The sequence below is a fragment of the Streptomyces sp. NPDC088766 genome (genome assembly GCF_044750845.1).
Lineage (GTDB): Bacteria > Actinomycetota > Actinomycetes > Streptomycetales > Streptomycetaceae > Streptomyces.
On record NZ_JBIVKQ010000011.1, the window covers coordinates 228,514 to 252,853 of the forward strand.

The 24,340-nt window shown below is 73.1% G+C and carries 22 protein-coding genes; 12 read left to right on the top strand and 10 right to left on the bottom strand.

The window, feature by feature from the left end:
• Positions 1-26: 26 nt before the first annotated feature.
• From ACIP5W_RS18120 to ACIP5W_RS18130, 3 genes are all read right to left on the bottom strand, one after another.
• Complete coding sequence (locus tag ACIP5W_RS18120; protein WP_401473975.1) at positions 27-1,559, bottom strand: helix-turn-helix domain-containing protein; 1,533 nt, start codon at positions 1,557-1,559, stop codon at positions 27-29.
• Between the two features lie 259 nt (positions 1,560-1,818).
• The gene (locus tag ACIP5W_RS18125) at positions 1,819-3,411 is read right to left on the bottom strand and encodes an MFS transporter (RefSeq protein WP_401473882.1); all 1,593 of its coding nucleotides are present in this window, start codon (positions 3,409-3,411) and stop codon (positions 1,819-1,821) included.
• Positions 3,412-3,791: 380 nt separating this feature from the next.
• A complete protein-coding gene (locus ACIP5W_RS18130) occupies positions 3,792-4,265 on the bottom strand; it encodes a MarR family winged helix-turn-helix transcriptional regulator (RefSeq protein ID WP_401473885.1) in 474 nt (157 codons plus the stop codon).
• Positions 4,266-4,341: 76 nt separating this feature from the next.
• Between ACIP5W_RS18130 and ACIP5W_RS18135 the strand changes: the two genes are divergently transcribed.
• From ACIP5W_RS18135 to ACIP5W_RS18155, 5 genes are all read left to right on the top strand, one after another.
• Positions 4,342-4,962 carry an L-threonylcarbamoyladenylate synthase gene (locus tag ACIP5W_RS18135; protein WP_401473888.1) on the top strand — a complete coding sequence of 207 codons (621 nt, stop codon included), beginning with the start codon at positions 4,342-4,344 and terminating at the stop codon, positions 4,960-4,962.
• Between the two features lie 185 nt (positions 4,963-5,147).
• Entirely contained in the window at positions 5,148-5,903 is a 756-nt protein-coding gene (locus ACIP5W_RS18140; RefSeq protein WP_401473891.1) for a dienelactone hydrolase family protein, read from the top strand.
• A gap of 660 nt (positions 5,904-6,563) precedes the next feature.
• Positions 6,564-7,757, top strand: coding sequence for a glycoside hydrolase family 64 protein (locus tag ACIP5W_RS18145; RefSeq protein WP_401473894.1), 1,194 nt, complete (start codon positions 6,564-6,566; stop codon positions 7,755-7,757).
• Positions 7,758-7,896: 139 nt separating this feature from the next.
• A complete protein-coding gene (locus tag ACIP5W_RS18150; RefSeq protein WP_401473897.1) occupies positions 7,897-9,402 on the top strand; it encodes a metallophosphoesterase family protein in 1,506 nt (501 codons plus the stop codon).
• 67 nt (positions 9,403-9,469) lie between these two features.
• On the top strand, positions 9,470-10,498 hold the full coding sequence (locus ACIP5W_RS18155; protein ID WP_401473900.1) for an LLM class flavin-dependent oxidoreductase: 1,029 nt from the start codon (positions 9,470-9,472) through the stop codon (positions 10,496-10,498).
• A 61-nt stretch (positions 10,499-10,559) separates the two neighbouring features.
• Here the strand turns inward: ACIP5W_RS18155 and ACIP5W_RS18160 are convergent, their stop codons facing one another.
• The 3 genes from ACIP5W_RS18160 to ACIP5W_RS18170 form a co-directional block, all read right to left on the bottom strand.
• Entirely contained in the window at positions 10,560-11,648 is a 1,089-nt protein-coding gene (locus ACIP5W_RS18160; protein WP_401473903.1) for a TauD/TfdA dioxygenase family protein, read from the bottom strand.
• Between the two features lie 435 nt (positions 11,649-12,083).
• The gene (locus ACIP5W_RS18165) at positions 12,084-12,551 is read right to left on the bottom strand and encodes a peroxiredoxin (protein ID WP_401473906.1); all 468 of its coding nucleotides are present in this window, start codon (positions 12,549-12,551) and stop codon (positions 12,084-12,086) included.
• Positions 12,548-12,937 carry a hypothetical protein gene (locus ACIP5W_RS18170; protein ID WP_401473909.1) on the bottom strand — a complete coding sequence of 130 codons (390 nt, stop codon included), beginning with the start codon at positions 12,935-12,937 and terminating at the stop codon, positions 12,548-12,550. The genes ACIP5W_RS18165 and ACIP5W_RS18170 overlap by 4 nt, the downstream gene beginning before the upstream one ends.
• Before the next feature lie 713 nt (positions 12,938-13,650).
• Here ACIP5W_RS18170 and ACIP5W_RS18175 point away from each other — a divergent pair.
• The 3 genes from ACIP5W_RS18175 to hemC all read left to right on the top strand — a co-directional run bounded on the left by ACIP5W_RS18175 (position 13,651) and on the right by hemC (position 16,700).
• A complete protein-coding gene (locus tag ACIP5W_RS18175) occupies positions 13,651-14,343 on the top strand; it encodes a response regulator (protein WP_401473912.1) in 693 nt (230 codons plus the stop codon).
• A 474-nt stretch (positions 14,344-14,817) separates the two neighbouring features.
• On the top strand, positions 14,818-15,594 hold the full coding sequence (locus tag ACIP5W_RS18180) for an NPP1 family protein (protein WP_401473915.1): 777 nt from the start codon (positions 14,818-14,820) through the stop codon (positions 15,592-15,594).
• Positions 15,595-15,764: 170 nt separating this feature from the next.
• On the top strand, positions 15,765-16,700 hold the full coding sequence (hemC, locus tag ACIP5W_RS18185) for a hydroxymethylbilane synthase (RefSeq protein WP_401473918.1): 936 nt from the start codon (positions 15,765-15,767) through the stop codon (positions 16,698-16,700).
• A gap of 37 nt (positions 16,701-16,737) precedes the next feature.
• On the opposite strand, the gene ACIP5W_RS18190 is transcribed toward hemC, so the two are convergent.
• Positions 16,738-17,256, bottom strand: a complete 519-nt coding sequence (locus ACIP5W_RS18190; RefSeq protein ID WP_401473921.1) for a hypothetical protein — start codon at positions 17,254-17,256, stop codon at positions 16,738-16,740.
• 453 nt (positions 17,257-17,709) lie between these two features.
• Here ACIP5W_RS18190 and ACIP5W_RS18195 point away from each other — a divergent pair, with 453 nt between their 5' ends.
• Positions 17,710-18,501: an RNA polymerase sigma factor SigF gene (locus ACIP5W_RS18195; RefSeq protein ID WP_401473924.1), complete on the top strand. Its 792-nt coding sequence runs from the start codon at positions 17,710-17,712 to the stop codon at positions 18,499-18,501.
• Positions 18,502-18,559: 58 nt separating this feature from the next.
• Here the strand turns inward: ACIP5W_RS18195 and ACIP5W_RS18200 are convergent, their stop codons facing one another.
• Entirely contained in the window at positions 18,560-18,910 is a 351-nt protein-coding gene (locus ACIP5W_RS18200) for an ANTAR domain-containing protein (protein WP_401473927.1), read from the bottom strand.
• A gap of 103 nt (positions 18,911-19,013) precedes the next feature.
• Between ACIP5W_RS18200 and ACIP5W_RS18205 the strand changes: the two genes are divergently transcribed.
• Positions 19,014-19,820, top strand: a complete 807-nt coding sequence (locus ACIP5W_RS18205; RefSeq protein ID WP_401473930.1) for a VOC family protein — start codon at positions 19,014-19,016, stop codon at positions 19,818-19,820.
• A 16-nt stretch (positions 19,821-19,836) separates the two neighbouring features.
• Here the strand turns inward: ACIP5W_RS18205 and glgX are convergent, their stop codons facing one another.
• Together glgX and ACIP5W_RS18215 are read right to left on the bottom strand one after the other, a co-directional pair.
• Entirely contained in the window at positions 19,837-21,984 is a 2,148-nt protein-coding gene (glgX, locus tag ACIP5W_RS18210) for a glycogen debranching protein GlgX (RefSeq protein ID WP_401473932.1), read from the bottom strand.
• Positions 21,981-22,487 (bottom strand): pep a2, encoded by a 507-nt coding sequence (locus tag ACIP5W_RS18215; RefSeq protein WP_401473935.1) that lies wholly within the window; start codon positions 22,485-22,487, stop codon positions 21,981-21,983. Before ACIP5W_RS18215 ends, glgX begins: the two co-directional genes overlap by 4 nt.
• 294 nt (positions 22,488-22,781) lie before the next feature.
• Between ACIP5W_RS18215 and ACIP5W_RS18220 the strand changes: the two genes are divergently transcribed.
• Positions 22,782-23,078, top strand: coding sequence for a DUF5133 domain-containing protein (locus ACIP5W_RS18220; RefSeq protein ID WP_401473938.1), 297 nt, complete (start codon positions 22,782-22,784; stop codon positions 23,076-23,078).
• A 72-nt stretch (positions 23,079-23,150) separates the two neighbouring features.
• On the top strand, positions 23,151-24,340 hold a 1,190-nt coding region (locus ACIP5W_RS18225), incomplete at its 3' end, for a maltotransferase domain-containing protein (RefSeq protein WP_401473941.1).

A 24,340-nucleotide genomic window follows, 5' to 3' on the forward strand; every position in this document is an offset into this window, starting at 1 on the left:
TGCACAGGTGCGTCCGGATGGCCCGATTACGCCTGGTGGGGGTCGGGGCGCGGGGAGGGGTGCGGGTCGGCGTGCAGACCGGGCGGGCCGAGGGCCCCGGTGACGAGGTGGGCCAGAACGACCTCGTAGAGGTCGCTGCCGGCGGCGAGGAGCCGGCGTTCGAGGACGGGTTCGGCGCCGCGTACGTGCTCGCGGACCGTCTGGGCGTGCACGCCGAGGAGCTGGGCGGCCCGTTCGGCGTTGCCGCCGGCGGCGATCCAGGCGCGCAGGGTTTTGCGCAGGTCGCGGCCGTCGGCGTCGAGGCGGGCGAGCAGGTCGTGCGCCCAGGTGCGCAGCGCGGGTCCGGTGAGCAGGTCGACGAGGCGGGCGGGCGCGGTGGCGGCGGGGTGGCGGTCGTCGGTCAGGCAGGCCTCGGTGTTCAGGGCGAGGTGCACGGCGGCCCGGACGGCCAGGTCGGAGAAGTCCGCGCCGAGGAGGTTCTCCACGCGTTCCATGCGCGCGCGGACGGTGTTGCGGCTGACGCCGAGCACCTTCGCCGCGCTGACGGCGGTGAACTCCAGCCCGAGCCGGGTGGTGGCGAGGAGCTCGGCGCGGGTGTGGTGGGCGAGGGTGTCGAGGGGGCGCAGCAGGCGGGTGGTCCAGGCCCTCAGCGCGGCGGGGTCCATCAGCCGCTCGGGGTGGGTGCGTTCGGCGTAGACGGCCGTCTTGTCGGGGCGGAAGCGGGCGACGGCGAGCGCGCTGACGGCCTGCCCGTAGGCGGCGGCGGTGTGGGCCAGGCTCTGGCGGGCGCTGCCGCCGAGGAAGGTACCGCGCCGCCGGTTGCACAGGGCGCGCAGGTCGGCGCCCGCGGTGTCGCGCGGGGTCAACACGATGACGTGGGCGTCCACGGCCGGGCAGCGCACGACCAGGCTCTGTTCGCGGGTGGCCTCGATGCAGGCCTCGGCCAGGCGGTCCCGGTCCGCGGGACTGGTCTCGACGACGTAGACGCACGCGGTGTCGGTGTCCAGGAGGCCGGGCCACAGGCCCGCGGCGACCCTGCGGGCCGCACTCGTGTCCTCGACCATGAGCAGCTGGAGGATGGCCAGGCGCAGGTCGGAGGTGGCGCGCGCGAGGCGGTGTCCGGTGGCGGCGGTTCGCTGGGCGCGCAGCAGGAGTTCGAGGGCGGCGGCCGTGTGGGTCACGATGTCGGCGGCGCGCCGGTCGAAGGGCGCGGTCCGGGCGACGGCGAGCACGCCGGCCGCGGCGGGCGGCGGCAGTTCGACGCGGATCATCCGCACGTGGCGGCCGTCGCCCTCCCAGGAGGCGGAGGCGAGACGGCCGGTGACGATGTCCGTCACCAGACCCTCGTCGAGCGGTGTCGGCGCCCCCGCGAGGGGCGTGCCGTTCTGGTCGCGCAGCGAGACGGCCGCGTCGACGGTGGTGCCGAGCCAGTCGACGATCCTGGTGACGTCGCGTCCGGTGGGACGCAGGTGGTCCAGCAGTTCCCGCGCCCACGTCGAGTCGGCGTGCCCCGGAACCGTCACACCCGTGTGACGGTGCTCGTCGTCCCGGCCGGTCATGTCGGCGTACTCCTCGTCCCTCACGGGCCCTCCGGACCGAATCAGTCATATCGGTCAGGGACGTTACCTCACCGGTGCCGGCGCCGGCCCGAACCCCGTCCGGTTCCGCCCGCCGCAGGGTGGCCGGGCGAAGTCCACGACGGGGGCGCCGCACGGCGGGGGCCGGTGCACGGCGGGGGCCGGTGCACGGACGGTGGAGCGCCTCGCATCCGCCTCACCGGTACGGCACAGGGGCGGATTCGAGGCGGGTGCGGTCGTGTCAGTGGGCGGAGGCGGCGGACCCGCTGCCCAGGCCCACGGCGGCCAGTGCCGCGCCGGCCAGGCACAGCAGGCCCGTGACCAGGGAGGCCTCGTGCAGGCCGTTCATGAAGGCGTGGCCACTGCCTTCGACCACGGCCGCCCGCAGTTGCTCCGGCATGTTCCCGGAGACGGGGGCGACGCCCATGGCGACCGCGTCCTTGGCCTCCGCGAGCCCGGCGGCCGTGGCCGCGGGGACTCCGGCCCGGGTGAGTTCGCCGCCGAGCGTGGAGCCGACCTCGGCACTGATCACGGAGACCAGGACGGAGGTGCCGAGGGCGCCGCCGATCTGGAGTGTGGTGGCCTGGAGGCCGCCCGCGACCCCGCCGTCCCGGACCGGGGCGTTGCCGACGACGGCGTCCGAGGAGCCGGCCAGCACCATGCCGACGCCGAGGCCGAGCGCGACGAACGGCGGCCACATGGTGGCGTAGGAGGAGTCCGTGGACCAGGTGAGCAGGCCGAAGCAGGCGGCGGCTTGGAGGACCATGCCCAGCGGCATGCAGAAGCGGGCGCCGAAGCGGCCGGTGAGGGCCGCGCCGAGCGGGGAGGCGACCAGCGAGGCGAGGCTGAGCGGGAGGGTGCGCACACCGGCCTCGACGGGGGTGTAGCCGCGCACGTTCTGCAGGTACAGCATGATGAAGAAGATCGCGCCGAGCAGCACGAAGAAGTTGAGCGCGGTGATGATCGCGCCGACGGTCAGCGAGCGGCTGCGGAACAGGCGCATCGGCAGCAGCGGATGCTCGACGCGGGTCTCGTACCAGCCGAAGACGGCGAGGACGAGGAGTCCGGCGAGGAGAGCCCCCCAGGTGCCCGCGGAGGTCCAGCCCCAGGTCTCCCCCTTGACGACGCCGAGGACGAGGCTGATCAGGCCGACGGCGAGCAGCAGGACGCCGGGGACGTCGAAGCGGTGGTGTCCGGTGGAGTTCCGCGACTGCGGCAGCACGAGGGCGCTGAAGGCGAACGCCACGACGCCGATGGGCAGGTTGACGTAGAACACCGACTCCCAGTCGACGTGCTCGACGAGCAGGCCGCCCACGATCGGGCCGAGGGCGGTGGAGACGGCGGACACCATGGCCCAGATGCCGACGGCCGTACCGAACTTCTTCGGCGGGAACACCGCCCGCAGCAGCCCCAGGGTGTTGGGCATGAGCAGGCCGCCGAAGACACCCTGGAGGGCGCGGAAGACGATGACGCCGGTGATGGAGCCGGACAGTCCGATGGCGACCGAGGAGACGGCGAAGCCGGCGACGCCGACGAGGTAGAAGGTGCGCCGGCCGAAGCGGTCTCCGAGTTTGCCGCCGAGGATCAGGGTGGCGGCCAGGGCCAGCAGGTAGGAGTTGGTGACCCACTGGAGGTCGGCGGTGGATGCCTGGAGGTCGCGGCCGATCTCGGGGTTGGCGATGGCGACGACGGACGCGTCCAGCTGGACCATGAACAGGCCGAAGGCGACCGCGCAGAGGGTGAGCCAGGGGTTGGAGCGGAAGCGGCCGGGGGCCGACGGCCGCGCCGCGGCGCGCGCGGGCACGCCGGAGTGATCCACGGTGGTGGACGGCATGGGAAAGCCTTGTCTGTGTACGGGGGTTGTGCGACGGGGGTTGTGCGACGGGGGTTCTACGGAAGGGTGTGTACGGGTTCGCCGAGGAGGTGGACGGCGCCCCCCGGGGAGGCGCACCCGACAGGAGTGGCGCTCACGTCAGGCGGCACCGGGCAGCGGGACGCCCACGGGGAGCGACCAACCGGGGGGACGACCACAGAGAGCAGTGACCACAGGCAGTAGTGGCCACAGGCAGTAGTGGCCACAGGCAGTAGTGGCCACAGGCAGTAGTGGCCACAGATGGCGGCGCCCACGAACCGCGGCACCTCCATGACACGGCGCCGGAAGTCCCGGGCACCGCACGCCCGGCCGGGGAACGGGCCGAGAGGGCCCGTCCCGGTTCAGTGCGCGGCGGCGTGCAGGTGGCGCGTCAGGGAGGTGAGGGCGCCGATCGCGGAGCCGAGGGCGTCCATCTCGCCGTCGGTGAGGGAGAGCAGTGCCTCGGCGAGACAGCCGGTCTCCAGGTCGCGGACCTCGGCGAGGCGCCGCCGGGAGGTCGCCGTGGGATACAGGTGGGCGACGCGCTTGTCGGTGCTGTCCTGGCGGCGCTCCAGCATGCCCCGCTCGGTCATCCGGGAGACCAGCGCGCTGACGTTGTTGGGCTTCATCAGCAGGGCGTCGGCGGCCTCGCGCACGGTGGCGCCCTCCTGCTGTGCGACGAACCGCAGCAGCAGGAGCTGTCCCTCGGGCGGCTTGGGGTGCGGGTAGGTGGAACCCACCCGGCGGTCCAGGGCCCGGTGCAGCGCGGGGAGGCAGGCCGCCAGCTCGGCGGCCAGGCGGTCGGCGCCTCCGGAGGGCGCGCTGGTGTCGGACATGACGGCCAGGATAGGTATCCCTTCATACCCATGTCAAAAAGGGCCGGCCCCCCGCCGCACGGCATAAGCTCCCCCAATGGCGAAGTACTACGACGTTCATCCCGACAACCCGCAGCCCCGCACCATCGCCCAGGTCGCGGCGGCCATCCGGGCGGACGCGCTGATCGCGTACCCGACGGACTCCTGCTACGCGCTCGGCTGCCGGATCGGCAGCAGGGACGGCGTCGACCGGATCCGGGCCATCCGCGAACTGGACGACAAGCACCACTTCACCCTGGTCTGCCAGGACTTCGCGCAGCTCGGGCAGTTCGTGCACGTCGACAACGACGTGTTCCGCGCGATCAAGGCCTCCACGCCCGGCAGCTACACCTTCATCCTCCCGGCGACGAAGGAGGTGCCGCGCATGCTCCAGCACCCGAAGAAGAAGACGGTGGGCGTGCGCATCCCCGACCATGTCGTCACCCAGGCACTGCTCACCGAACTCGGCGAGCCCCTGCTGTCCAGCACGCTGCTGCTGCCGGGCGAGGAGGAGCCGATGACCCAGGGCTGGGAGATCAAGGACCGGCTCGACCACTCCGTGGACGGGGTGGTCGACTCCGGGGACTGCGGCACCGAGCCGACCACGGTCATCGACTTCTCGGGGGGCGAGGCGGAGATCATCCGCTACGGAGCGGGCGACGCCTCGCGCTTCGAGTAGGCCCGGGCTGCGGAGGACGGGGACGTCGGGAACGGGGGCGCCGGGGACGGTGGCGTCGGGGACGGGGACGCCGGGTCCCGGCGCGGCCGATTTCGATGCCCCATGCAACGATATCGGCGGCCCGGCCCGGCCCGCCGCCGGATCGGCCGACCACCCGCCGTGAACCGCGCAGAGAGGCACCCCGCATGACCTCCGTACAGGGAACAGCCGTGGACGTCCCCACCGAGGACGGCGTCGCGGACGCCTACTTCTCCCGTCCCGCGGACGGCGCGCCCCGTCCGGGTGTGCTGCTGTACCAGGACGCCTTCGGGCTACGGCCGCACCTGCGGGCGATGGCCGACCGGCTGGCCGGGGCCGGGTACGCGGTGCTGGTGCCGAACGTCTTCCACCGCCACGGGCGCAGCCCCGTCGTGGAGATGCCCGACTTCATCGACCCGGCGGCCCGCCCGGAGATCTTCGAGAAGCTGGGCCCGGTGATGCGGTCCCTGACCGACGACCTGGCGATGCGGGACGCCGGCGCCTGGCTGCACTGGATGGCGGAGAGCCCGCTGGTCGCGGCGGGGCCGGTGGCGGTGACCGGGTACTGCATGGGCGCACGCCTCTCCCTGCTGACCGCGGGCACCCATCCGGAGCGGGTGGCGGCGGCGGCCGGGTTCCACGGCGGGCGGCTGGCGACCGAGGCCCCGGACAGCCCCCACCTGGTGGCCGGCCGGGTCACCGCCGAGCTGTACTTCGGCCACGCCGACGACGACCCCTCACTCCCGCCCGAGCAGCAGGAGCGACTGGAGAAGGCCCTGACGGCGGCCGGCGTCCGCCATCGCTGCGAGGTGTACGAGGGCGCCCACCACGGCTTCACCCAGGCCGACACCGCCGCCTACCAGGAGGCGGCCTCCGAGCGGCACTGGACGGCATTGCTGGACCTGCTCGATCGCACCTTCTGACCCTGCCGGTCTCGGCCGGCTCGGGCGGCCGGTCTCGGGCGGCCGGCTCCAGCGGCCGGTGTCGGCCAGCTCCGGCGGCCGGTCTCGGCCGGCTCCGGCGGCGGACTCCGGCGGACTCCGGCTTGCTCCGTCCGCCTCGGGCCATGTCCTGCGTGGTGAGGCGGACGAGCAGCTCGCAGCAGCGAGGGGCGGCGGGACCGGGAAAGGCCGGGTGGCTGCGGGGACCGCGCTCGTGGCGAAGGCCGAGTCTGTGGTGCCGGCGTCGCGGGCGGACCGTGGGGGCCCTACGGCAACCTCCGGCCGTTCGTCGTCCACCGCCCGCAGGAGGAACGCAGGAGGAACGACGATGAGGTTCCAGGCGACCGTACTGCGCTCGTACGAGGCCCCGTTCGCGGTCGAGGAAGTGACCCTGCGCACGGAACCCGCCGACGGCGACACCTGCGGCACCTGCCCCCACGGCGGCACCGGCCCCCACGGCACGGATTCCCCCGGGTTCACCGGCCGGGCGCCCGCGGCGAGCACACCGCGGGCGCCTCTTCGTGCGGATCTCGTGCACGTCTCGCGCACCGTCATTGACATGCCCACACCTCGATGCGACCTTGAGAGCGCTCTCAACAGGTACGGACCAACCCCACAGGCCTACCCGCACGGAGGTGGAGAGTGCTTCGCACACTCAGGTCCAGGCTGGCGGTGGCGGCAGGAGCCGCCGCACTCGTCGGCACCTTGCTCACCCTGGGACCGCCGGCCCAGGCCGCCGTCCCGGCCACCGTCCCGCTCAAGATCACCAACAACTCGGGGCGGGGCGAACCCCTCTACGTCTACAACCTCGGCACCCTCCTGACGACGGGCCAGCAGGGCTGGGCCGACGCGAACGGCGCCTTCCACGCGTGGCCCGCCGGCGGCAACCCGCCCACTCCGGCACCGGACGCCTCGATCACGGGCCCGGCGGCCGGGCAGTCGGCCACCATCCGGATCCCCAGGTTCTCCGGCCGCATCTACTTCTCGTACGGCCAGAAGCTGGTGTTCAGGCTGACCACGGGCGGGCTCGTGCAGCCGGCCGTGCAGAATCCCGGTGACCCCAACCGGAACATCCTGTTCAACTGGTCGGAGTACACGCTCAACGACGCGGGGCTGTGGCTCAACAGCACCCAGGTCGACATGTTCTCCGCGCCCTACACGGTCGGCGTGCAGCGCGCCGACGGGAGCACGGTGAGCACCGGCCGGCTCAAGGCGGGCGGCTACAACGGCTTCTTCAACGCCCTGCGCGGACAGGCCGGCGGCTGGGCGAACCTGATCCAGACCCGCTCCGACGGCACCGTCCTGCGGGCCCTGTCCCCGTTGTACGGCGTCGAGACCGGGGCGCTGCCCCGTACCGTGCTGGACGACTACATCAACCGCGTCTGGCAGAAGTACACGACCTCGACGCTGACGGTGACGCCGTTCGCCGACCAGCCGGGCACCAAGTACTACGGTCGGGTCTCCGGCGGTGTCATGAACTTCACCAACGGGTCGGGCGCCGTGGTCACCAGCTTCCAGAAGCCCGACGCGGACAGCGTGTTCGGCTGCCACCGCCTGCTGGACGCCCCCAACGACGCGGTGCGCGGGCCGATCTCCCGCACCCTGTGCGCCGGGTTCCACCGGTCCACCCTGCTGGTCAACGCGAACCAGCCGGACACCACGTCGGCGGGCTTCTACCAGGACGCGGTGACCGACCACTACGCCCGTGCGATCCACGCCCAGATGGCCGACGGGAAGGCGTACGCGTTCGCCTTCGACGACGTCGGCCATCACGAGTCGCTCGTGCACGACGGGTCGCCGCTCCAGGCGTACCTGACGCTCGACCCGCTGAACTGAGGGCGGCGGACGTCCCGCACGCGCGGGGAGCGCGGGTGCGCGGCGTCCGCTCGGGGGCGGGGACGGTGCCGCCGCCGAGGACCCGGAGCCCGGTCACCCTCCCTGCCGCCCCGCCCCGGACCGTTGTTACGGTGCACCGGTGTCCGACTCCTCACGCGATACCGCCCAAGGCGCCGGCTGGGGCGCCAACGACCCCGGCACCTACAAGCAGTTGATGCCCACCGAGGTACGCAGGATCTCGTGGCTGGACCCCAGGATGCTGTGGGCCGCGCGCAACGGCGTCCTGGCTTCCTGGTTCGGGGACCCCACCGGCCGTACGCGCGGCCGGTGGGTGGCACAGCGGGCGGCGGCCGGGGCGCCCGCGGACAAGGTGATCCGGCGCCCGGACCCGGACCGCTTCTCCTTCATGGTGATCGGCGACACCGGCGAGGGCGACGACCCGCAGTACGCCGTCGTCCCGGGCTTCCTGACAGTGGGTCAGGACACCAGTTTCGCCGTCCTGGCCAGCGACGTCATCTATCCCGTGGGCGGCGCGGACGACTACGCCGGCAAGTTCTTCCGTCCGTACCGCGACTACCGGGCGCCGATCTACGCGATACCCGGCAACCACGACTGGTACGAGGACCTCGGCGCCTTCATGCGGGTCTTCTGCGGCGACGCCCCGCCGCTGCCCGAGGAGCCCGCGCCCCGGCCGTTCGGCCGGGCCTGGCTGCGCTCGCGGCTGTGGCACCGCCCGCGCCACGGTGCCGGCGAACGGCTCGCCCAGGCACGGGCGTTGCGGGGCCACCCGTCCCAACAGGCCGTGCAGCCCGGCCCGTACTGGGCGATCGACTCCGGTCCGGTACGGATCATCGGCATCGACACCGGCCTGCTCGGCACCCTGGACGCCGAACAGGGCGCCTGGCTGCGGGAGGTGGCGCGCGGGCCGCGCCCGAAGATCCTGATCACCGGCTCGCCGCTGTACGTGGACGGCGAGCACCACCCCTGCCCGATCGAGGGCGGCGGCACGGTCGACGAGATCGTGCGCGACCCCGCGCACCGGTTCGTCGCGGCGATCGGCGGCGACATCCACAACTACCAGCGTTATCCGGTGCCGATGGCGGACGGCCGCACGCTCCAGTACGTCGTCGCGGGCGGCGGCGGCGCGTTCATGCACGCCACGCACACCATCCCGCGGGTCGCCGTGGGCGGGGTCACGGAGGCCGGTTTCCGCTGCTATCCGCTGCGCGGCGACTCCCTCGCCTTCTACAGCCGCCTGTACGGCCGACGGCTGCGGCTGCGGCGGTTGTTCAGGATCACCGAGGCCGAGGCGACCGCGGTGATCGCCGAGCGGCTGGGCATCGCGCCGACCCGGGGCCCGGACGGTCCGGTGCGGATCACCCGGCGGATCCGGCTGGTCGCCACCCTGCTGGGCACCGCCCGCCGGCCGGACCGCGGGGCGCGGTTCCGGCTGCCCGTGCGCAAGATCTACACATCGCTGTTCTCACCGAGCTCGGCGACGTACAGCCCGCCGTTCTTCAAGTCCTTCCTGCGACTGGACGTGAGCCCCGAGAGCGTGCGGCTGCGGTGTTTCGCGGCCACCGGCAACCGCGCGCAGGAGCTCGACCCGCCGGTCGAGGACGAGGTCGTCATACCGCTGACCTGACCCCTTGCTGCGACAATCACCTGAGCACGGTGTGCGCGCGGTGCCCGCCGTCGACGAGGAGGAACCGATGCCGATCGCTCCCCGCCCGCTGCGCAAGCTGGGCTTCCTCACCATCGGCCTGTTCGACGAGGCCGACCCGCGCCGCGGGCACGAGAGCACGCTGGAGATCATCGAGCTGGGCGAGCGGCTGGGCTTCGACAGCGCCTGGCTGCGCCACCGGCACCTCCAGTACGGCATCTCCTCCCCGGTCGCCGTCCTGGCGGCCGCCTCGCAGCGCACCAGCCGCATCGAGCTGGGGACCGCGGTGATCCCGCTGGGCTGGGAGAACCCGCTGCGGCTGGCGGAGGACCTCGCGACCGTCGACGTCCTGTCGGGGGGCCGGCTCAATCCGGGGGTGAGCGTCGGCCCGCCGATGCACTACGACCGGGTCAAGCAGGCCCTGTACCCGGACACCGCCGACGCCGAGGACTTCGGGTACGGGAGGGTGCGACGGCTGCTCGACCTGGTGCGCGGCGAGCCCGCCACCGGTTTCAGCGGCAGCGAGGGCTTCGAGGTGTTCTCCGACCGTGTGCAGCCGCACTCCCCCGGCCTGGCCGGCCGCCTGTGGTACGGCGGCGGCAGCATCGACTCGGCGCGGTGGGCCGGGGAGAACGGCATGAACCTCCTCACCAGCAGCGTGGTGAAGGCCGAAGGCCCCGACGAGGCACGGGACTTCGCCGACATCCAGCTCGCCCAGGTGCGTGCCTTCCGCGCCGCGCACCCCGACGGGGACGCGGCCCGCGTCTCGCAGGGCCTCGTCGTCATCCCCACCGACTCCGCGACGCCCCGGCAGCGCGCGAAGTACGAGCGGTTCGCCGCCGAGCGCCTCCCGCGCACCGCGTCCCCGCAGGGCCCGGCCCGGCTGCTGTTCGCCCCGGACCTGGTCGGCACCTCCGCCGAACTCGCCGAACGCCTGCACGCACACGCGGCGTTCCGCGAGATCGACGAGGTCGCCTTCGCCCTCCCGTTCACCTTCGGCCACGAGGACTACGTACAGATCCTCACCGACATGGCGACCGCGCTGGGACCGGCGCTGGGGTGGAGGCCGGGCGGCTGAGAACGGCCGCGGCGCCGGCGGGTGCCGGGCGGCGCGCCGGGCACCCGCCGGCGCGGCGACCTCACCAGCGGCCCGGCTCCGTCCCCGTGACCGGTTGCGACGGCTTGCCGTCCACGCCGACCGGGACGTCCCCCGTGAGCATCACGCGGTGCATGGTGCGCGGGAAGCCGAGGTGGGCGTTGTCGGCGGGGGCGAGATGGATGGTGGCACGGTTGTCCCAGAAGGCCACGCTGCCCGGTTCCCAGCGGAAACGCACCGTGTACTCGGGGCGGGTCGCCTCCGCCAGCAGCAGCTCCAGGATCGCGGCGCTCTCCGCGCGGGAGAGGCCGGTGATCTGCTCGACGTAGTAGCCGTTGACGTTGAGGATCCGCTCGCCCGTCTCGGGGTGGACCCGTACCAGCGGGTGCACGGAGGCGACCTGGTGGTCGAGGAGGTGACGGACGTAGGCGTCGTCGCCGGGGCGGGGCTGGTAGCCCACACCGAGGCGGTGTTCGGCGCGCAGTTGCCCGGCGAAGCGGCGCAGGGGCGCGGAGAGTCCCGCGTAGGCGGCGGCCAGGTTGGACCAGGTGGTGTCGCCGCCGTACGGGGGGACGGTCTCGGCGCGCAGGATCGTCGCGGCGGGCGGGTCGACGCGCGCGCCGTGATCGCAGTGCCAGCCGCGCAGCAGGGTGTGGCGGCGGCGCCGTAGCCATTCGTCGTGCTCCATGCCGAACCGGCCGCCGAGTTCCAGCCGGTCGGCGGTGGTCTCGATCTCGGGGAAGTCCGCCGGAGAGGCGCTGCCGCGCCTGCGCAGGACGACCGGTTCGCCGAACCGGCGGGCGAACGCCACGTGCCCGGCGTGGTCCAGGCGCTGCCCGCGGAAGAAGACCACCTTCCAGCGCAGCACCGCCGCCCTGATCGCGGCGACCTGCGCGTCGCCGAGGCCGTCGGCCAGGTCGACGCCGTCGATGTCGGCGCCGATGTGCCCGGCCGCCGGCCGGAGCGTCAGACCGGCGTCCCGTACGGCCTCCTCCAGCGCCTCGTCGAGCGCCGCGTGCGCCGTCGGGTTCGCCGTCGGGTGTGCCGAAGCGTCCCTTGCCGTGCCCTGCGCCACGTCCCTCACCACGTCCTCCGCCACGTTCCCCGCCTCGCTGTCGAACCCGGTCGTCATGCGCGCTCCGCTCGTCCTCGTCGCCGGTACGGCTCCTCGAAGATCGTGACAGCGAATCGACGACGTGACGACAGTGCCTGCGCGCCCCTCCCCCGGCGGCCGTCACGGCCCCGTACGGCGAGGACGGGGCCGGTCCGGTTCCCTCCCGCGTGCCCGCAGGACCTCGGCGAGCGGCTCGGCCGCCGTACGGCCCACCGCCTCCCACGCCGTGCGGCCGGCCCGACACCTTCGGCATGGCGTGCGGCCGGCCTCGGCGGGCGGGCCGCCCCGCGCCGGCCCGTCACGACGATCCGTGCGTGGACGGCGGCCACCGCACCGGTGTCCGGGCGGTCCGGGCGGTGGAGGGCCGTCGGCGGGCCCGCACGTCCGCCGAGCCGTCCCGCGCGGCCTCTTCTCCCGTCGCGTCCACCGCGGCGGGACGGCCCCGTACGGCTCTCAGACGCGATGGGCGCGCAGCACCTCCAGGGCGCGGTCGGCGTGGGTGTTCATCCGCAGTTCGCTGCGGACGGCCGCCAGGACGGTGCGGTCCTGGCCGATGACGAAGGTGACGCGTTTGGTGGGGGCCAGGGAGAAGCCCCGTTTGACGCCGAAGAGTTCCCGCACGGTGCCGTCGGCGTCGGACAGCAGCGGCATGCCGAGCGTGTGGCGGCCGGCGAACTCCTGCTGCCGGTCGACGGAGTCGCCGCTGATGCCGACGGGGCGCGCGCCGACGGCGGCGAACTCGGCGGCGAGGTCGCGGAAGTGGCAGGCCTCCGCGGTGCAGCCGGGGGTGAGGGCGGCGGGGTAGAAGAAGAGGACGACGGGGCCCTCGGCGAGCAGTTCGGTGAGCCTGCGGACGGTGCCGGTCTCGTCCGGCAGCGCGAAGTCCTCGACCTGGTCACCGGTCTCGAGTGCCTTGCTCACGAGGTTCCCTCCGTCTTGCGCGCGTTTTGTGCGACGTTACGGGCCCACAGCACGAGGGGCACCTGAAGGGGCAGCCGGCCGACGGCGGCGGCCTTGAGGGGGGCCGGGCGGTGGCGCCAGTCCACGGCCATCTTGACGTTGGCGGGAAAGACGCCGACGAAGAACGCGGCCGTCGCCAGCGCGGTCCTCCTGCGGGTCGCGGGGAGGGCGACACCGGCGGCCAGGGCCAGTTCGACGGCACCGCTCGCGTACGTCCAGGTCCGCGGCGAACCCGGCAGGGCGCGCGGCACGATCGCGTCGAAGGTGCGCGGCGCGGCGAAGTGGGCGACGCCCGCGGAGGCCAGGAGGCCCGCGAGCAACAGGGGTGAACGGTGGGACCGGGGCACGGCTCTCTCCTCTGACGGCCTGGCACGTGAGATTACCGGAGAGTAGAAACCGCTCCGTCGGCGGGGTCCGGCCCACGGGGCCGGGTCCGGCGGCGGGCGGCGGGCGGCGTGGGCCCGTGCCCCGGCCGGCTGCCCGCGGTCCGCGTCGGCGGCGCGGGCCAGGGAGTCGTCGGCCGTGCGGGGGAAGAGGGCTGCGGGTTGCCGCGGCTCGCAGGGGGACCACCGGGCGAGGGCCGGCCGGCTGCGTGCCGCGGGCGTCCGCGGCTCCCGCCCGGTCGATCGCCTCGCGCCCCTGGGGCGTGTCCGACAATTCCCGCCGGACCGGCGACGACGCGGCACGGCACTCCCCCCGCCTTCGGCCGGAGGGACCGCCACGCCGCGTCGTCGGATCACCCGAGCACATCCGGTGCCGCGGGCGATCCTCCGCCTCGCGATGCTCCCCACCGCCCGAACGGCGTGGGAGGTGCCCCCGGCACCGGACGCCGCGTGCCGGTCCGGCGCGAATCGTCGGACACGCCCTGGCAGGTGAGCCGGCCGGATCCCCCTCGCGGCGGACGGGCGCGGCGGACCGTACGGCGGGACGAGTACGCCGGATGTGCTGCGACCGCACGACGACACGGGGCGTCACGTCCGTCACCATGGGAGCAGCCCTCTGCCGGACCACGGCCGGGTACCCCGACCGACCCGCGGCACGGACCCCGAGAACGGACGTCATGACCATCCGCGTACTGCTCGCCGACGACCAGGCCCTGCTGCGGGCCACCTTCCGGATCCTCATCGACTCCTGCGACGACATGGAGGTCGTCGCCGAGGCCGCCGACGGCGCCGAAGCGGTCGAACTGACCCGCGGGCACCGGCCGGACGTCGTCCTGATGGACATCCGCATGCCCGGCACCGACGGCCTCGCGGCCACCGCCGCGGTCTGCGCCGACCCGGAGCTGTCCGCCACACGCGTGCTGATCCTGACGACCTTCGAGATCGACGAGTACGTCGCCGCCGCGCTGCGCTCCGGTGCGAGCGGCTTCCTCGGCAAGGACGTCACCGCCGACGTCCTCCTCGACGGCATCCGCACCGTGGCCTCCGGCGAGTCCCTGCTGTCCCCGCTCGCCACCCGCGCCCTGATCACCCGTTTCCTCACCTCCCCCGCCGAGGGCGCCCGGCCGGCCGCGCCCGACGACCTGTCCGTGCTCACCGCACGCGAACGCGAGGTGATGGCCTGGGTGGCCGAGGGCCACTCCAACGACGAGATCGCCGAGAAGCTGTTCGTGAGCCCGCTGACCGTGCGCACCCACGTCCACCGTGCCATGACCAAGCTGGGCGCCCGCGACCGTGCCCAACTGGTCGTCATCGCCTACCAGACGGGGCTGGTCCAGGCCCCGCCGCTGCCGCCGGGCAACCACCTCTGACCGGCGGGGCCGGCCCGCCCGCCGGCCCCGGCCGGCGGGCGGGCCGGGTGACCGGGTGACCGGGTGACCGGGCCACCGCCTCCGATCGGGGCGACCCCGCCGGCCGCGGGCGCGCCCCGGCAGGGGCCCGGCGGCAAGTCGCCCGTGCAGCTGCCGCCGATCACGCCCGTGCTCGCCGGCCCCGGCACCCTCGTGCCGCGCGCCCGCTCCGGCGAGGACGTCACCGCGGCCTGCCCCGGACCGCGTGCGCCGGCCGTCCCGGCTCCGGCCGCGCACCGGCCTGACGCCGGAGAAGCCGTAGGCCGGCCTCCCAAACGCCTCCAGCCTTCTGACATGGCGTCAGAAGGCGTTTGTTGAACTGCGCTTCACCACCGGGACGCCCGCGACCCCTTGGCGCGGAACTGAAGATCGGGGAAGCTGAACTCCCTTTTCCCCCACAGCCGTTCGGCTGCGCCCGGTCCTGAGGAGGACGCAGTGTCGTCACCCACGTTCAAGAAGCACCGCAGGAGATGGCTCACCGGTCTCGCCGGTGCCGCCGCGCTCGTCGTCGCCGTCCCCACCGTCGCCCACGCCGCCCCGCCCACGGCCCTCCCGGCCAACGCCGAAGCGGGCGAGCGCGCGTACCTGCCCGCCTTCGACTACGACACGGACGGCTGCTACTCGACCCCCGCGATCGGCCCCGACGGAACCGTCAACGGCGGCCTCAACCCGACCGGCGCCCTCAACGGCAACTGCCGTGACGCCTCGGACCTCGACAACACCAACAGCTACTCCCGCTACAAGTGCAACAACGGCTGGTGCGCCTACCTGTACGGCCTGTACTTCGAGAAGGACCAGGCGCTCGCGGGCACCAGCATCGGCGGGCACCGGCACGACTGGGAGCACGTCGTGGTGTGGGTGCAGAACAACGCGGTGCAGTACGTCTCGACGTCCAACCACGGCTCGTTCACCGTCACCGCCGCCTCCGGGGTCCGCTTCGACGGCACCCACGCGAAGGTCGTCTACCACAAGGACGGCATCAGCACGCACTGCTTCCGGCTCGCCGGCTCGGGCGACGAACCGCCGGAGAACCACAAGGGCACCTGGCAGTACCCGCCGCTGGTCGGCTGGAACGGCTACCCGGCCGGCGTGCGCGAGAAGTTGGCCGCCCACGACTTCGGCAGCGCCCACTTCGGCCTGAGGGACGACAGCTTCGGCAACCACCTCAACTCGGCCAAGCCGTCCGGGATCACCTTCGACGCGTACGCGTGACCCGGTGACCGGGGCCGGTCCCGGGGCGCAGGACCCGAGCGGCAGGCGGGTCCGGCCGCGGGACCGGCCCCGACCGGCGCGCGCTCCTGGCGCGATCCCGCGCCCGGGACCGGACCCGCTTCGCCCCGAGCGTCGAACAGCGGCCCTCCCGAGGGTCTATCGTGTCCCGCATGTCCGTTCCGGAACTGATCCGCATCGTCTCCCGTGACTCGCCCATGGCCCTGGCCCAGGTGGAGCGCGTCCGCGCGGAGCTGGCCGCCCTGCACCCCGGTGTGCGCACCGAGGTCGTCCCCGTGAAGACCACCGGCGACAAGTGGCTGGGGGACCTGTCGCAGGTCGAGGGGAAGGGCGCGTTCACCAAGGAGGTCGACGCGGCCCTGCTGGCCGGCGAGGCCGATCTGGCCGTGCACTGCGTCAAGGACGTCCCGGCGGACCGGCCCCTCCCGGCCGGCACGGTCTTCGCGGCGTTCCTGAAGCGGGACGACATCCGGGACGCCCTCGTGCACCCGGGCGGGCTCACCCTCGACGAACTCCCGGCGGGGACCCGGATCGGCACCTCCTCGGTACGCCGGGTCGCCCAACTGGCCACCACCCACCCGCATCTGGAGTGCGTGCCGTTCCGCGGCAACGCCAACCGGCGGCTGGCGAAACTCGCGGCGGGCGAGGCGGACGCGCTGCTGCTCGCGGTGTCGGGCCTGGAGCGCATCGGCCGACCGGACGTGATCAGCGAGATCCTCTCGCCGGAGACGATGATGCCGCCCATCGGCGCGGGCATCCTCGCGCTCCAGTGCCGTGCGGGCGACAGCGAACTGATCGACGCGGTCAGCGGGCTCGGTGATCCCGCGACCCACCGGGAGGCCACCGCGGAGCGGATGTTCCTGCACGTCCTGCAGGGCCACTGCAACAGCCCCATCGCCGGTTTCGCGCAGGTGGACCGCAGTGGCGAACTCTCCCTGCGGGCCTGCGTGTTCACCCCGGACGGCAAGACCCGGCTGAACGCCCACGAGTGGGCGGGCCGCCTGGACCCGGCCACGCTCGGCACGTCGGTGGCCGTCGCGCTGCTGCGTCAGGGCGCCCGCGAGATCATCGACGGCATCCCGCACTGAGCGGGACGGGACGCCGGCCGGGGCATCGGGCGGGGCGTCAGGCGGTGCCCTCTTCGGCCTGGTCGCGCAGGAAGTTGCTCACCTGGCGCGCCAGGCTGTCGCGGACCGCGGCGGGGGCGCCGGCGGCCCCCTCGTGCAGGCCGACGCCGCCGACCCACATCCGCCGCCCGGCCCACTCCTCGTCGACGCGCAGCTGGATCTGCACGTCGACCTGGCCCAGCGCGGCCTCGGGCCCGGCGGCGTACAGGACCGCGGTGGCGCGGCGCAGCGGGTAGACGTCGAACCCCTCGATGAACTGCGAGTTGCGCCAGTCGATGAAGGCGCTCTCGCCGTCGGGGCCGATCCGCACGTCGATCTGCCCGTCCTCCAGGTGGACGCCGAGGCTCTGCTCGCCGCGGTTCTCGACGGTCACCCGCAGGGTGAAATACGTCAGCCCCTCGGCCGCGTCGTCGCGCCCCCGGGGCGGCTCCGCCCGTTCCAGACGGTGGACGCGGACCCGCAGACCGGCATGCTCGTCGTACTCGTGCCAGTCCCCGACCACGTTCGGCTCGTACACAGTCCACCTCTCGACTTCTACGGGCTGCTTCCTATCCGTGGGCTCAGCGCACTGTCAAATGAGCGGAATGCGGTGTGGCCAGGGCCTTCACCCCTTTTGATCGGTGATCAAGCCGTGCGCAGGAAGAATCCTGTTCCGGGCCGCGCGGGCGGCCCGGCGGGCGTGCCGCACATCACGTCACGGACAAGATCGGCGGGGCGTCGGCGGACAGCCGCCGCGGGACGCGGCCGAGGAGCCCGCGGACATGAACCAAGTGCACCCGAGCGGAGTAAATGGGATTATCTGTTTTAGATCGCCACAAGACGGGCATGAGCCAGAAGTGCTTCGGACAGGAGGCACCTCCGTGGGAGCCCGCCGACGGGCCGGCCCCGGGGGACTCCCCAAGGTCCGGGCGAGCGTGCTTCCCACGGTGTCCGTCCATCCACCGGCACCCGCCTGAGGGAGGCACGCCTGATGCGTACCACCGTCAGAACCAAGCAGCACCCCCACGACGACGCACCGGACACCGCCGAGACCTTCGCCCGGCTCGCCCGGCTCCCCGACGGCCCCGAACGCCAGTCGCTCCGCGACGAACTGGTCCGCCTCTGGCTGCCCATGGCCGAACGCATAGCCGTCCGCTTCCGCGGGCGCGGCGAGTCGCTCGAAGACCTCTACCAGGTGGCGGCCCTCGGACTCGTCAAAGCCGTGGACCACTACGACCCGGACCGCGGCCGCGCCTTCGAGGCCTACGCGGTACCGACGGTCACCGGCGAGATCAAGCGCCACTTCCGCGACCACATGTGGACGCTGCACGTCCCGCGCCGGGTCCAGGACCTGCGCAACCGGGTGCGGCACGCCACGAAGGACCTCTCCCAGACCACGTCGGGACGGGCCCCGACCCTCGCCGAGATCGCCGAGTACGCGCAGCTGACCGAGGACGAGGTCCGCACCGGCATGGAGGCCCTCGAGTGCTTCTCCGCGCTGTCGCTGGAGGCCGAGATGCCCGGCACCGACGGCTACGCGCTGGAGGACGCCCTGGGCGACCCCGACCCGGGGTACGACACCGTCCTCGACCGGGTGGCCGTCGCCCCGTGCCTGCGGGCCCTGCCGGAACGCGAGCGGACCATCCTTTACCTGCGCTTCTTCGGCGGCATGACCCAGAGCAGCATCGCCGAACAGCTCGGTATCTCGCAGATGCACGTCTCCCGGCTGCTGAGCGGATGCTTCGAGCGGCTGCGCGAGGAGATCGCCGCCGGCACCCCCTGACGCGGCACGGGCGCCCGTCACCGCGGCGGACGGCGGCGGGACGGGCGCAGACCGGACGTCACCGCGGCGGGCGGCGCTCCAGCGGCGGCGCACCGGGAATCTGGGTGGGGCCGTGACGGTCCACCGCGTCCTCCAGCTCCGCACGGATCCCCTCGGGCATCCGCCCGCTGCGGCCCCAGAGGAGGATCAGCTCCGCGACGCTGCGCAGTTTGATGTTCGTGTGCTGGGAGACCTCCTTCAGCACCGTCCATCCCCCGTCCGGCGTCATCCGTCCCAGACCGACGATCACCCCGATCGCCTGGTCCACCACGGCGTGCGAGGCCACGGCGTCCTTGAGCTGGCCGACCTCCCGCTGGAGTTCGGCGATGCGGTCCGTTTCACCACGGGATTCGCTCGGTACTCGGCGCACACCTCCATCGTGCCACCGGCACGCTCGGCAGGCGCCGTGGAAGGGTCCGGCAGGACACTGGTGCCATGCCGCAGGCCGCCGATCGACCAGGAACGCGAGTGCCATGAACCATCACCGCTCTCATGCCGCCTCCGGTGCGACGGAGGTCGTCTCCACGCACTCCGTGTTCGGTGCGCCCTGCTGGGTGAGCCTGACCAGCCGGGACATGGAGGCCACCCAGAGGTTCTACGGGGCCGTCCTCGGGTGGGACTGGCGTCGGGGCAGCCTCGGCGACCACTTCCGTACGGCCCTGGTGAACGGCGTCCCCGTGGCCGGCATCGCCGGCGTCGCCTCGGTGTGGCAGATGGCGGTGGCCTGGACGCCGTACTTCGCCGTGCCGAGCGCGGACGTGGCTGCCTCCCGCGCGCGGGAGCGGGGCGGCACGGTCGCCGTCGGACCGATCTCGCTGCCGCCGGGCCGGGCGGCACTGCTGGCCGACCGGGACGGCGCGACCTTCGGTGTCTGGGAGGGCTCCCTGGTGGGCAACTGGGAGGCCTGGCGGCAGGCCGCCCCCGCGTTCATCCGGCTGCACACCCGCGACGCCTTCGACTCCGCCATCTTCTACGGCGAGATCCTCGACTGGGCGAGCGACCGGCCGGGCTGCTGCGAGGTGCACTACGAGGGCGGCGAGGTGGTGCTGCGCAGCCGGGGTGATGTCGTGGCCCGGATCGAGTCGGGCGCCCTGGAGGCGGCCCCCGACCCGACGATCCGGCCCCACTGGCAGGTCCACTTCGCGGTGCCGGACGTGGCGGCCTGTGCGCGGGACGCCGAGCGGCACGGCGGCAGCGTGCTGGCCAAGGGCGCCGACGAGGCCGTACTGCGCGACCCCGACGGCGCCCAGTTCACGGTGACCTCGCGCCGCAGCCGCTGAGCGCCCGTGCGGACCCCTACTCCGAACGGCGCGGCGGCCTGGAGAGCACGACGAGGCTGCGGGCCTGCACCGTCACCTCCGCGCCCGCCTTGTACTCCGTCTCGTCCGGGCTGCCGTCCCGCTCCACCGTGTCGACGCAGACCGCCCAGCGCTCCCCGTACCGGGCACCGGGCAGCCGGAACACGACCGGCTCCCAGTAGCTGTTGAGCAGCAGCAGGAACGAGTCGTCGACGACGGGCCGGCCGCGCGGGTCGGGTTCGGCGATGGCGTCGCCGTTCAGGAACACGCCCACGCAGTGCGCGTCGGAGCGCTGCCAGTCGCGGTCGGCCATCTCGCGGGCGTCCGGCAGCAGCCACACCAGGTCGGGCAGCGGCTGCCCGGCGTGGGTGACGGTCTCGCCGCGGAAGAAGCGGCGCCGCCGCAGCACGGGGTGGGCCGAGCGCAGGGCGATCAGACGCCGGGTGAAGTCGACGAGGTCGCGCCGCTCCCGGGTCGGCCGCCAGTCGATCCAGGAGACCTCGTTGTCCTGGCAGTAGGCGTTGTTGTTGCCGCGCTGGGTGCGGCCCATCTCGTCGCCGTGGCAGATCATCGGGATGCCCTGGGACAGCAGCAGGGTGGCGAGGAGGTTGCGCTGCTGGCGGGCGCGCAGCTCCAGCACGGCCGGGTCGTCGGTGTCGCCCTCGGCCCCGCAGTTCCAGGACCGGTTGCTGCTCTCGCCGTCCTGGTTGTCGTCGCCGTTGGCCTCGTTGTGCTTGTCGTTGTAGGAGACGAGGTCGCGCAGGGTGAACCCGTCGTGCGCGGTGACGAAGTTGACGCTGGCGCGGGGGCGGCGCCGGTTGTGGGCGTACAGGTCGGCGGAGCCGGTCAGGCGGGAGGCGAACTCACCGAGCGAGCCCGGTTCGGTCCGCCAGAAGTCCCGTACGGTGTCGCGGTAGCGGCCGTTCCACTCCGACCACAGGGGCGGGAAGTTGCCCACCTGGTAGCCGCCCTCGCCGACGTCCCACGGCTCGGCGATCAGCTTGACGCGGCTGATCACCGGGTCCTGCTGGATCAGGTCGAAGAACGCCGAGAGCCGGTCCACCTCGTGGAACTGCCGGGCCAGGGTGGCCGCGAGGTCGAAGCGGAAGCCGTCGACGTGCATCTCGGTCACCCAGTACCGCAGCGAGTCCATGATCAGCTGCAGGACGTGGGGGTGGCGCATCAGCAGACTGTTGCCGGTGCCGGTGGTGTCGTAGTAGTGCGCCCAGTCCCCGTCGACCAGGCGGTAGTACGAGGCGTTGTCGATGCCGCGGAAGGAGAGGGTGGGGCCCTTCTCGTTGCCCTCGGCGGTGTGGTTGTAGACGACGTCGAGGATGACTTCGAGGCCGGCCGCGTGCAGCTCCTTCACCATCGCCTTGAACTCGGTGACCTGCCGGCCGCGGGTGCCGTGGGCGGCGTAGGCGTTGTGCGGGGCGAAGAAGCCGATGGTGTTGTAGCCCCAGTAGTTGGACAGGCCCCGGTCCGTCAGGACGCCGTCCTGCACGTACTGGTGAACGGGCATCAGCTCGATCGCGGTCACGCCCAGCGAGGTGAGGTGCCCGGTGACCGCGGGGTGGGCGAGGCCGGCGTAGGTGCCGCGCAGTTCGGGCGGGACGTCGGGGTGGGTGCGGGTCAGGCCCCGTACGTGGGCCTCGTAGATCACCGTGTCGGCGTAGGAACGCTGCGGAGGCCGGTCCCCGCCCCAGTCGAAGGCCGGGTCGGTGACCACGCCGAGCAGGGTGTGTCCGGCGCTGTCCCCGGGATCGGGGCGCCCCCCGGCCCGCTCGAACAGCGAGGCGTGGTTGTCGATCTGTCCGTCGACGGCCCGGGCGTAGGGGTCGAGGAGGAGCTTGGCCGGGTTGCAGCGGTGGCCGGCGGCCGGATCCCAGGGGCCGTGGACCCGGTAGCCGTAGCGCTGTCCGGGGCCGACGCCGGGCAGGTAGGCGTGCCAGACGAAGCCGTCGACCTCGGTCAGCGGCACGTCGCGGCTGCCGCCGTCGTCGTCGAGGAGGACGAGGTCGACGCGGTGCGCGACCTCGGTGAACAGGGCGAAGTTGGTGCCGTTCCCGTCGAAGTCGGCGCCCAACGGGTAGGGGCGCCCGCTCCAGGCGGGCACCCCTGCACTCCGGTACGGCCGGGAGGTCACCGGGCGCCCTCCAGGACGCCGTACGTCTGTTCCGTGGCGGCGAGGGCCACGACCGGCAGTTCGCGCGGCACCTGGAGCATTTCGCGCAGGTTCCGCTCGGGGAGGGTCGGTACGAGCGGGACGCGCTCGCCGGCGCGGGCACGCTGCGAGAACCAGATGACCTTGCTGCCGGTGTCGGTGGCACAGCAGCCCCAGCCGTCGCTCATGGCGGCGATGGTCTCGAGGCAGGCGCGCAGGTCCTGGTCCGGGCGCAGGTCCCGGTCGCCGCCGACTGCCGTGATCAGGTGCTGGCCGTTCCACCACAGCTCGATGGAGGTGTGCTTGTCCGTGGCGTGCTCGTCGATGGCCCTGAGCAGCATCTCGGTACCACCGCAGACAGGCTCGACGAGCGTTTCGAGGTCCCAGTACCGCAGGTGTGCGGCCAGGATGCGCCTGACCTGTCCGACCCGGTCCGGGCTCACGTCCACGTCGAGGTGGTAGTAGCAGGGAACTGCGGTCTTCATCGTCGTTCGTCTCCTCACCGGCGAGGCTCCGCTCCTTCTCGGCCCGGCGGGCCGAGCCCCGAACACGAAGCGTGAGCATTGATCGCTCCTGAGTCACAACCACAGTGGGGCTGCTACGCCATTCGTGCAACACGAGCGCACCACGAACAAGATCCAACAGGACGTTGGGTGGTGGGCCGTGCACCATAAGTGAAGGCCTCGGGAGGTTTGACGGTTTCGCACCTCTGCTTACATGGCCGACCCGCTCGCCGCGGGGCGACGTACCTCTCGAACTCCCGGAAGGTGAACAGCGCCATGCTGCTACCAGCGAAGACCGAAGTCGCCAGACGTCTGCGCAGTTACCGCGCCTGGGAACGCGTGATGCTCGCGCGCCCGGGCGACCGCGCGGTGCGGGCCACCTTCGAGGACTGCGGATACACCCTGTGCGTGCTGATGGGCAAGCGTTGCGCGCGGGAGGCCGCGGACGCCGCTGAGCAGTACCTGCGCGCGGGCGCGGACACCCGTCTCCTGCGCGGCGGGGCGCCCCGCAGGAACGGCGTCGCGCGGCTCGCGGCGACCCGGCCGACGCTGCGTCTGGCGGCGGAGCGGTAACGCCCCGGCCGCTTCGGCCGGGGCACCAACAGCGGGCGACAGAAACCTTTTTCAGTACAGCGGAGGTGCAGCGTGAGGTCCACCAGAGCGATCGGCCGTATCCCGGTGCGGGACGTCCACCCGCGCGTGGAGTGCGGCCGGCGGCCGGCGAAGTCCGTGAGCGGCGAGACGTTCGAGATCACCGCGACGGTGTTCCGCGAGGGCCACGACGCCATCGGCGCGAACGTGGTCCTCAAGGGCCCGGACGGCCGCCGTGGACCGTGGACGCCGATGCGGGAACTCGCGCCGGGCACCGACCGCTGGGGTGCCGAGGTGACGCTCGGCGAAGTGGGCCGCTGGACGTACACCGTGGAGGCCTGGAGCGATCCCGTCGCGACCTGGCGCCGGCACGCGGAGATCAAGATTCCCGCGGACATCGACACGGGACTGGTGCTGGAGGAGGGCGGGCACCTCTACGAGCGCGCGGCGGCCCGGGTGCCGCGCGGCCCGGCGCGGACCGTGGTGCGGGAGGCGGCGCGCAGGCTGCTCGACGACTCGCTCCCGGTGACCGAGCGGTACGCGGCGGCGCTGGCACCCGAGGTGGACGAGGTCCTGGCCCGCCACCCCTTCCGGGAGTTCGTCTCCGCGAGCGCCGCCATGCCCCTGCTGGTGGAGCGGGAGCGGGCGCTGTACGGCTCCTGGTACGAGTTCTTCCCGCGCTCGGAGGGCACTGCCGAGCGTCCGCACGGCACGTTCCGCACGGCCGCGCGGCGGCTGCCGGCGATCGCCGCGATGGGCTTCGACGTCGTCTACCTCCCGCCGGTCCACCCGATCGGCACGACCTTCCGCAAGGGCCGCAACAACAGCCTCACCCCCGACCGGGACGACGTGGGGGTGCCGTGGGCGATCGGCTCGCCGGAGGGCGGCCACGACGCCGTGCACCCGGAGCTGGGGACCCTGGAGGACTTTTCCTGGTTCGTCGAGCGGGCCAGGGAGCAGGGCCTGGAGGTCGCGCTGGACTTCGCGTTGCAGTGCTCGCCGGACCACCCCTGGGTGCACAAGCACCCGGAGTGGTTCCACCACCGGCCGGACGGGACGATCGCGTACGCCGAGAACCCGCCGAAGAAGTACCAGGACATCTACCCGATCGCCTTCGACGCCGACATGGACGGCATCGTCAAGGAGACGCTGCGGGTGCTGCGGCACTGGATGTCGTACGGCGTGCGGATCTTCCGGGTGGACAACCCGCACACCAAGCCGGTGGTGTTCTGGGAGCGGGTCAT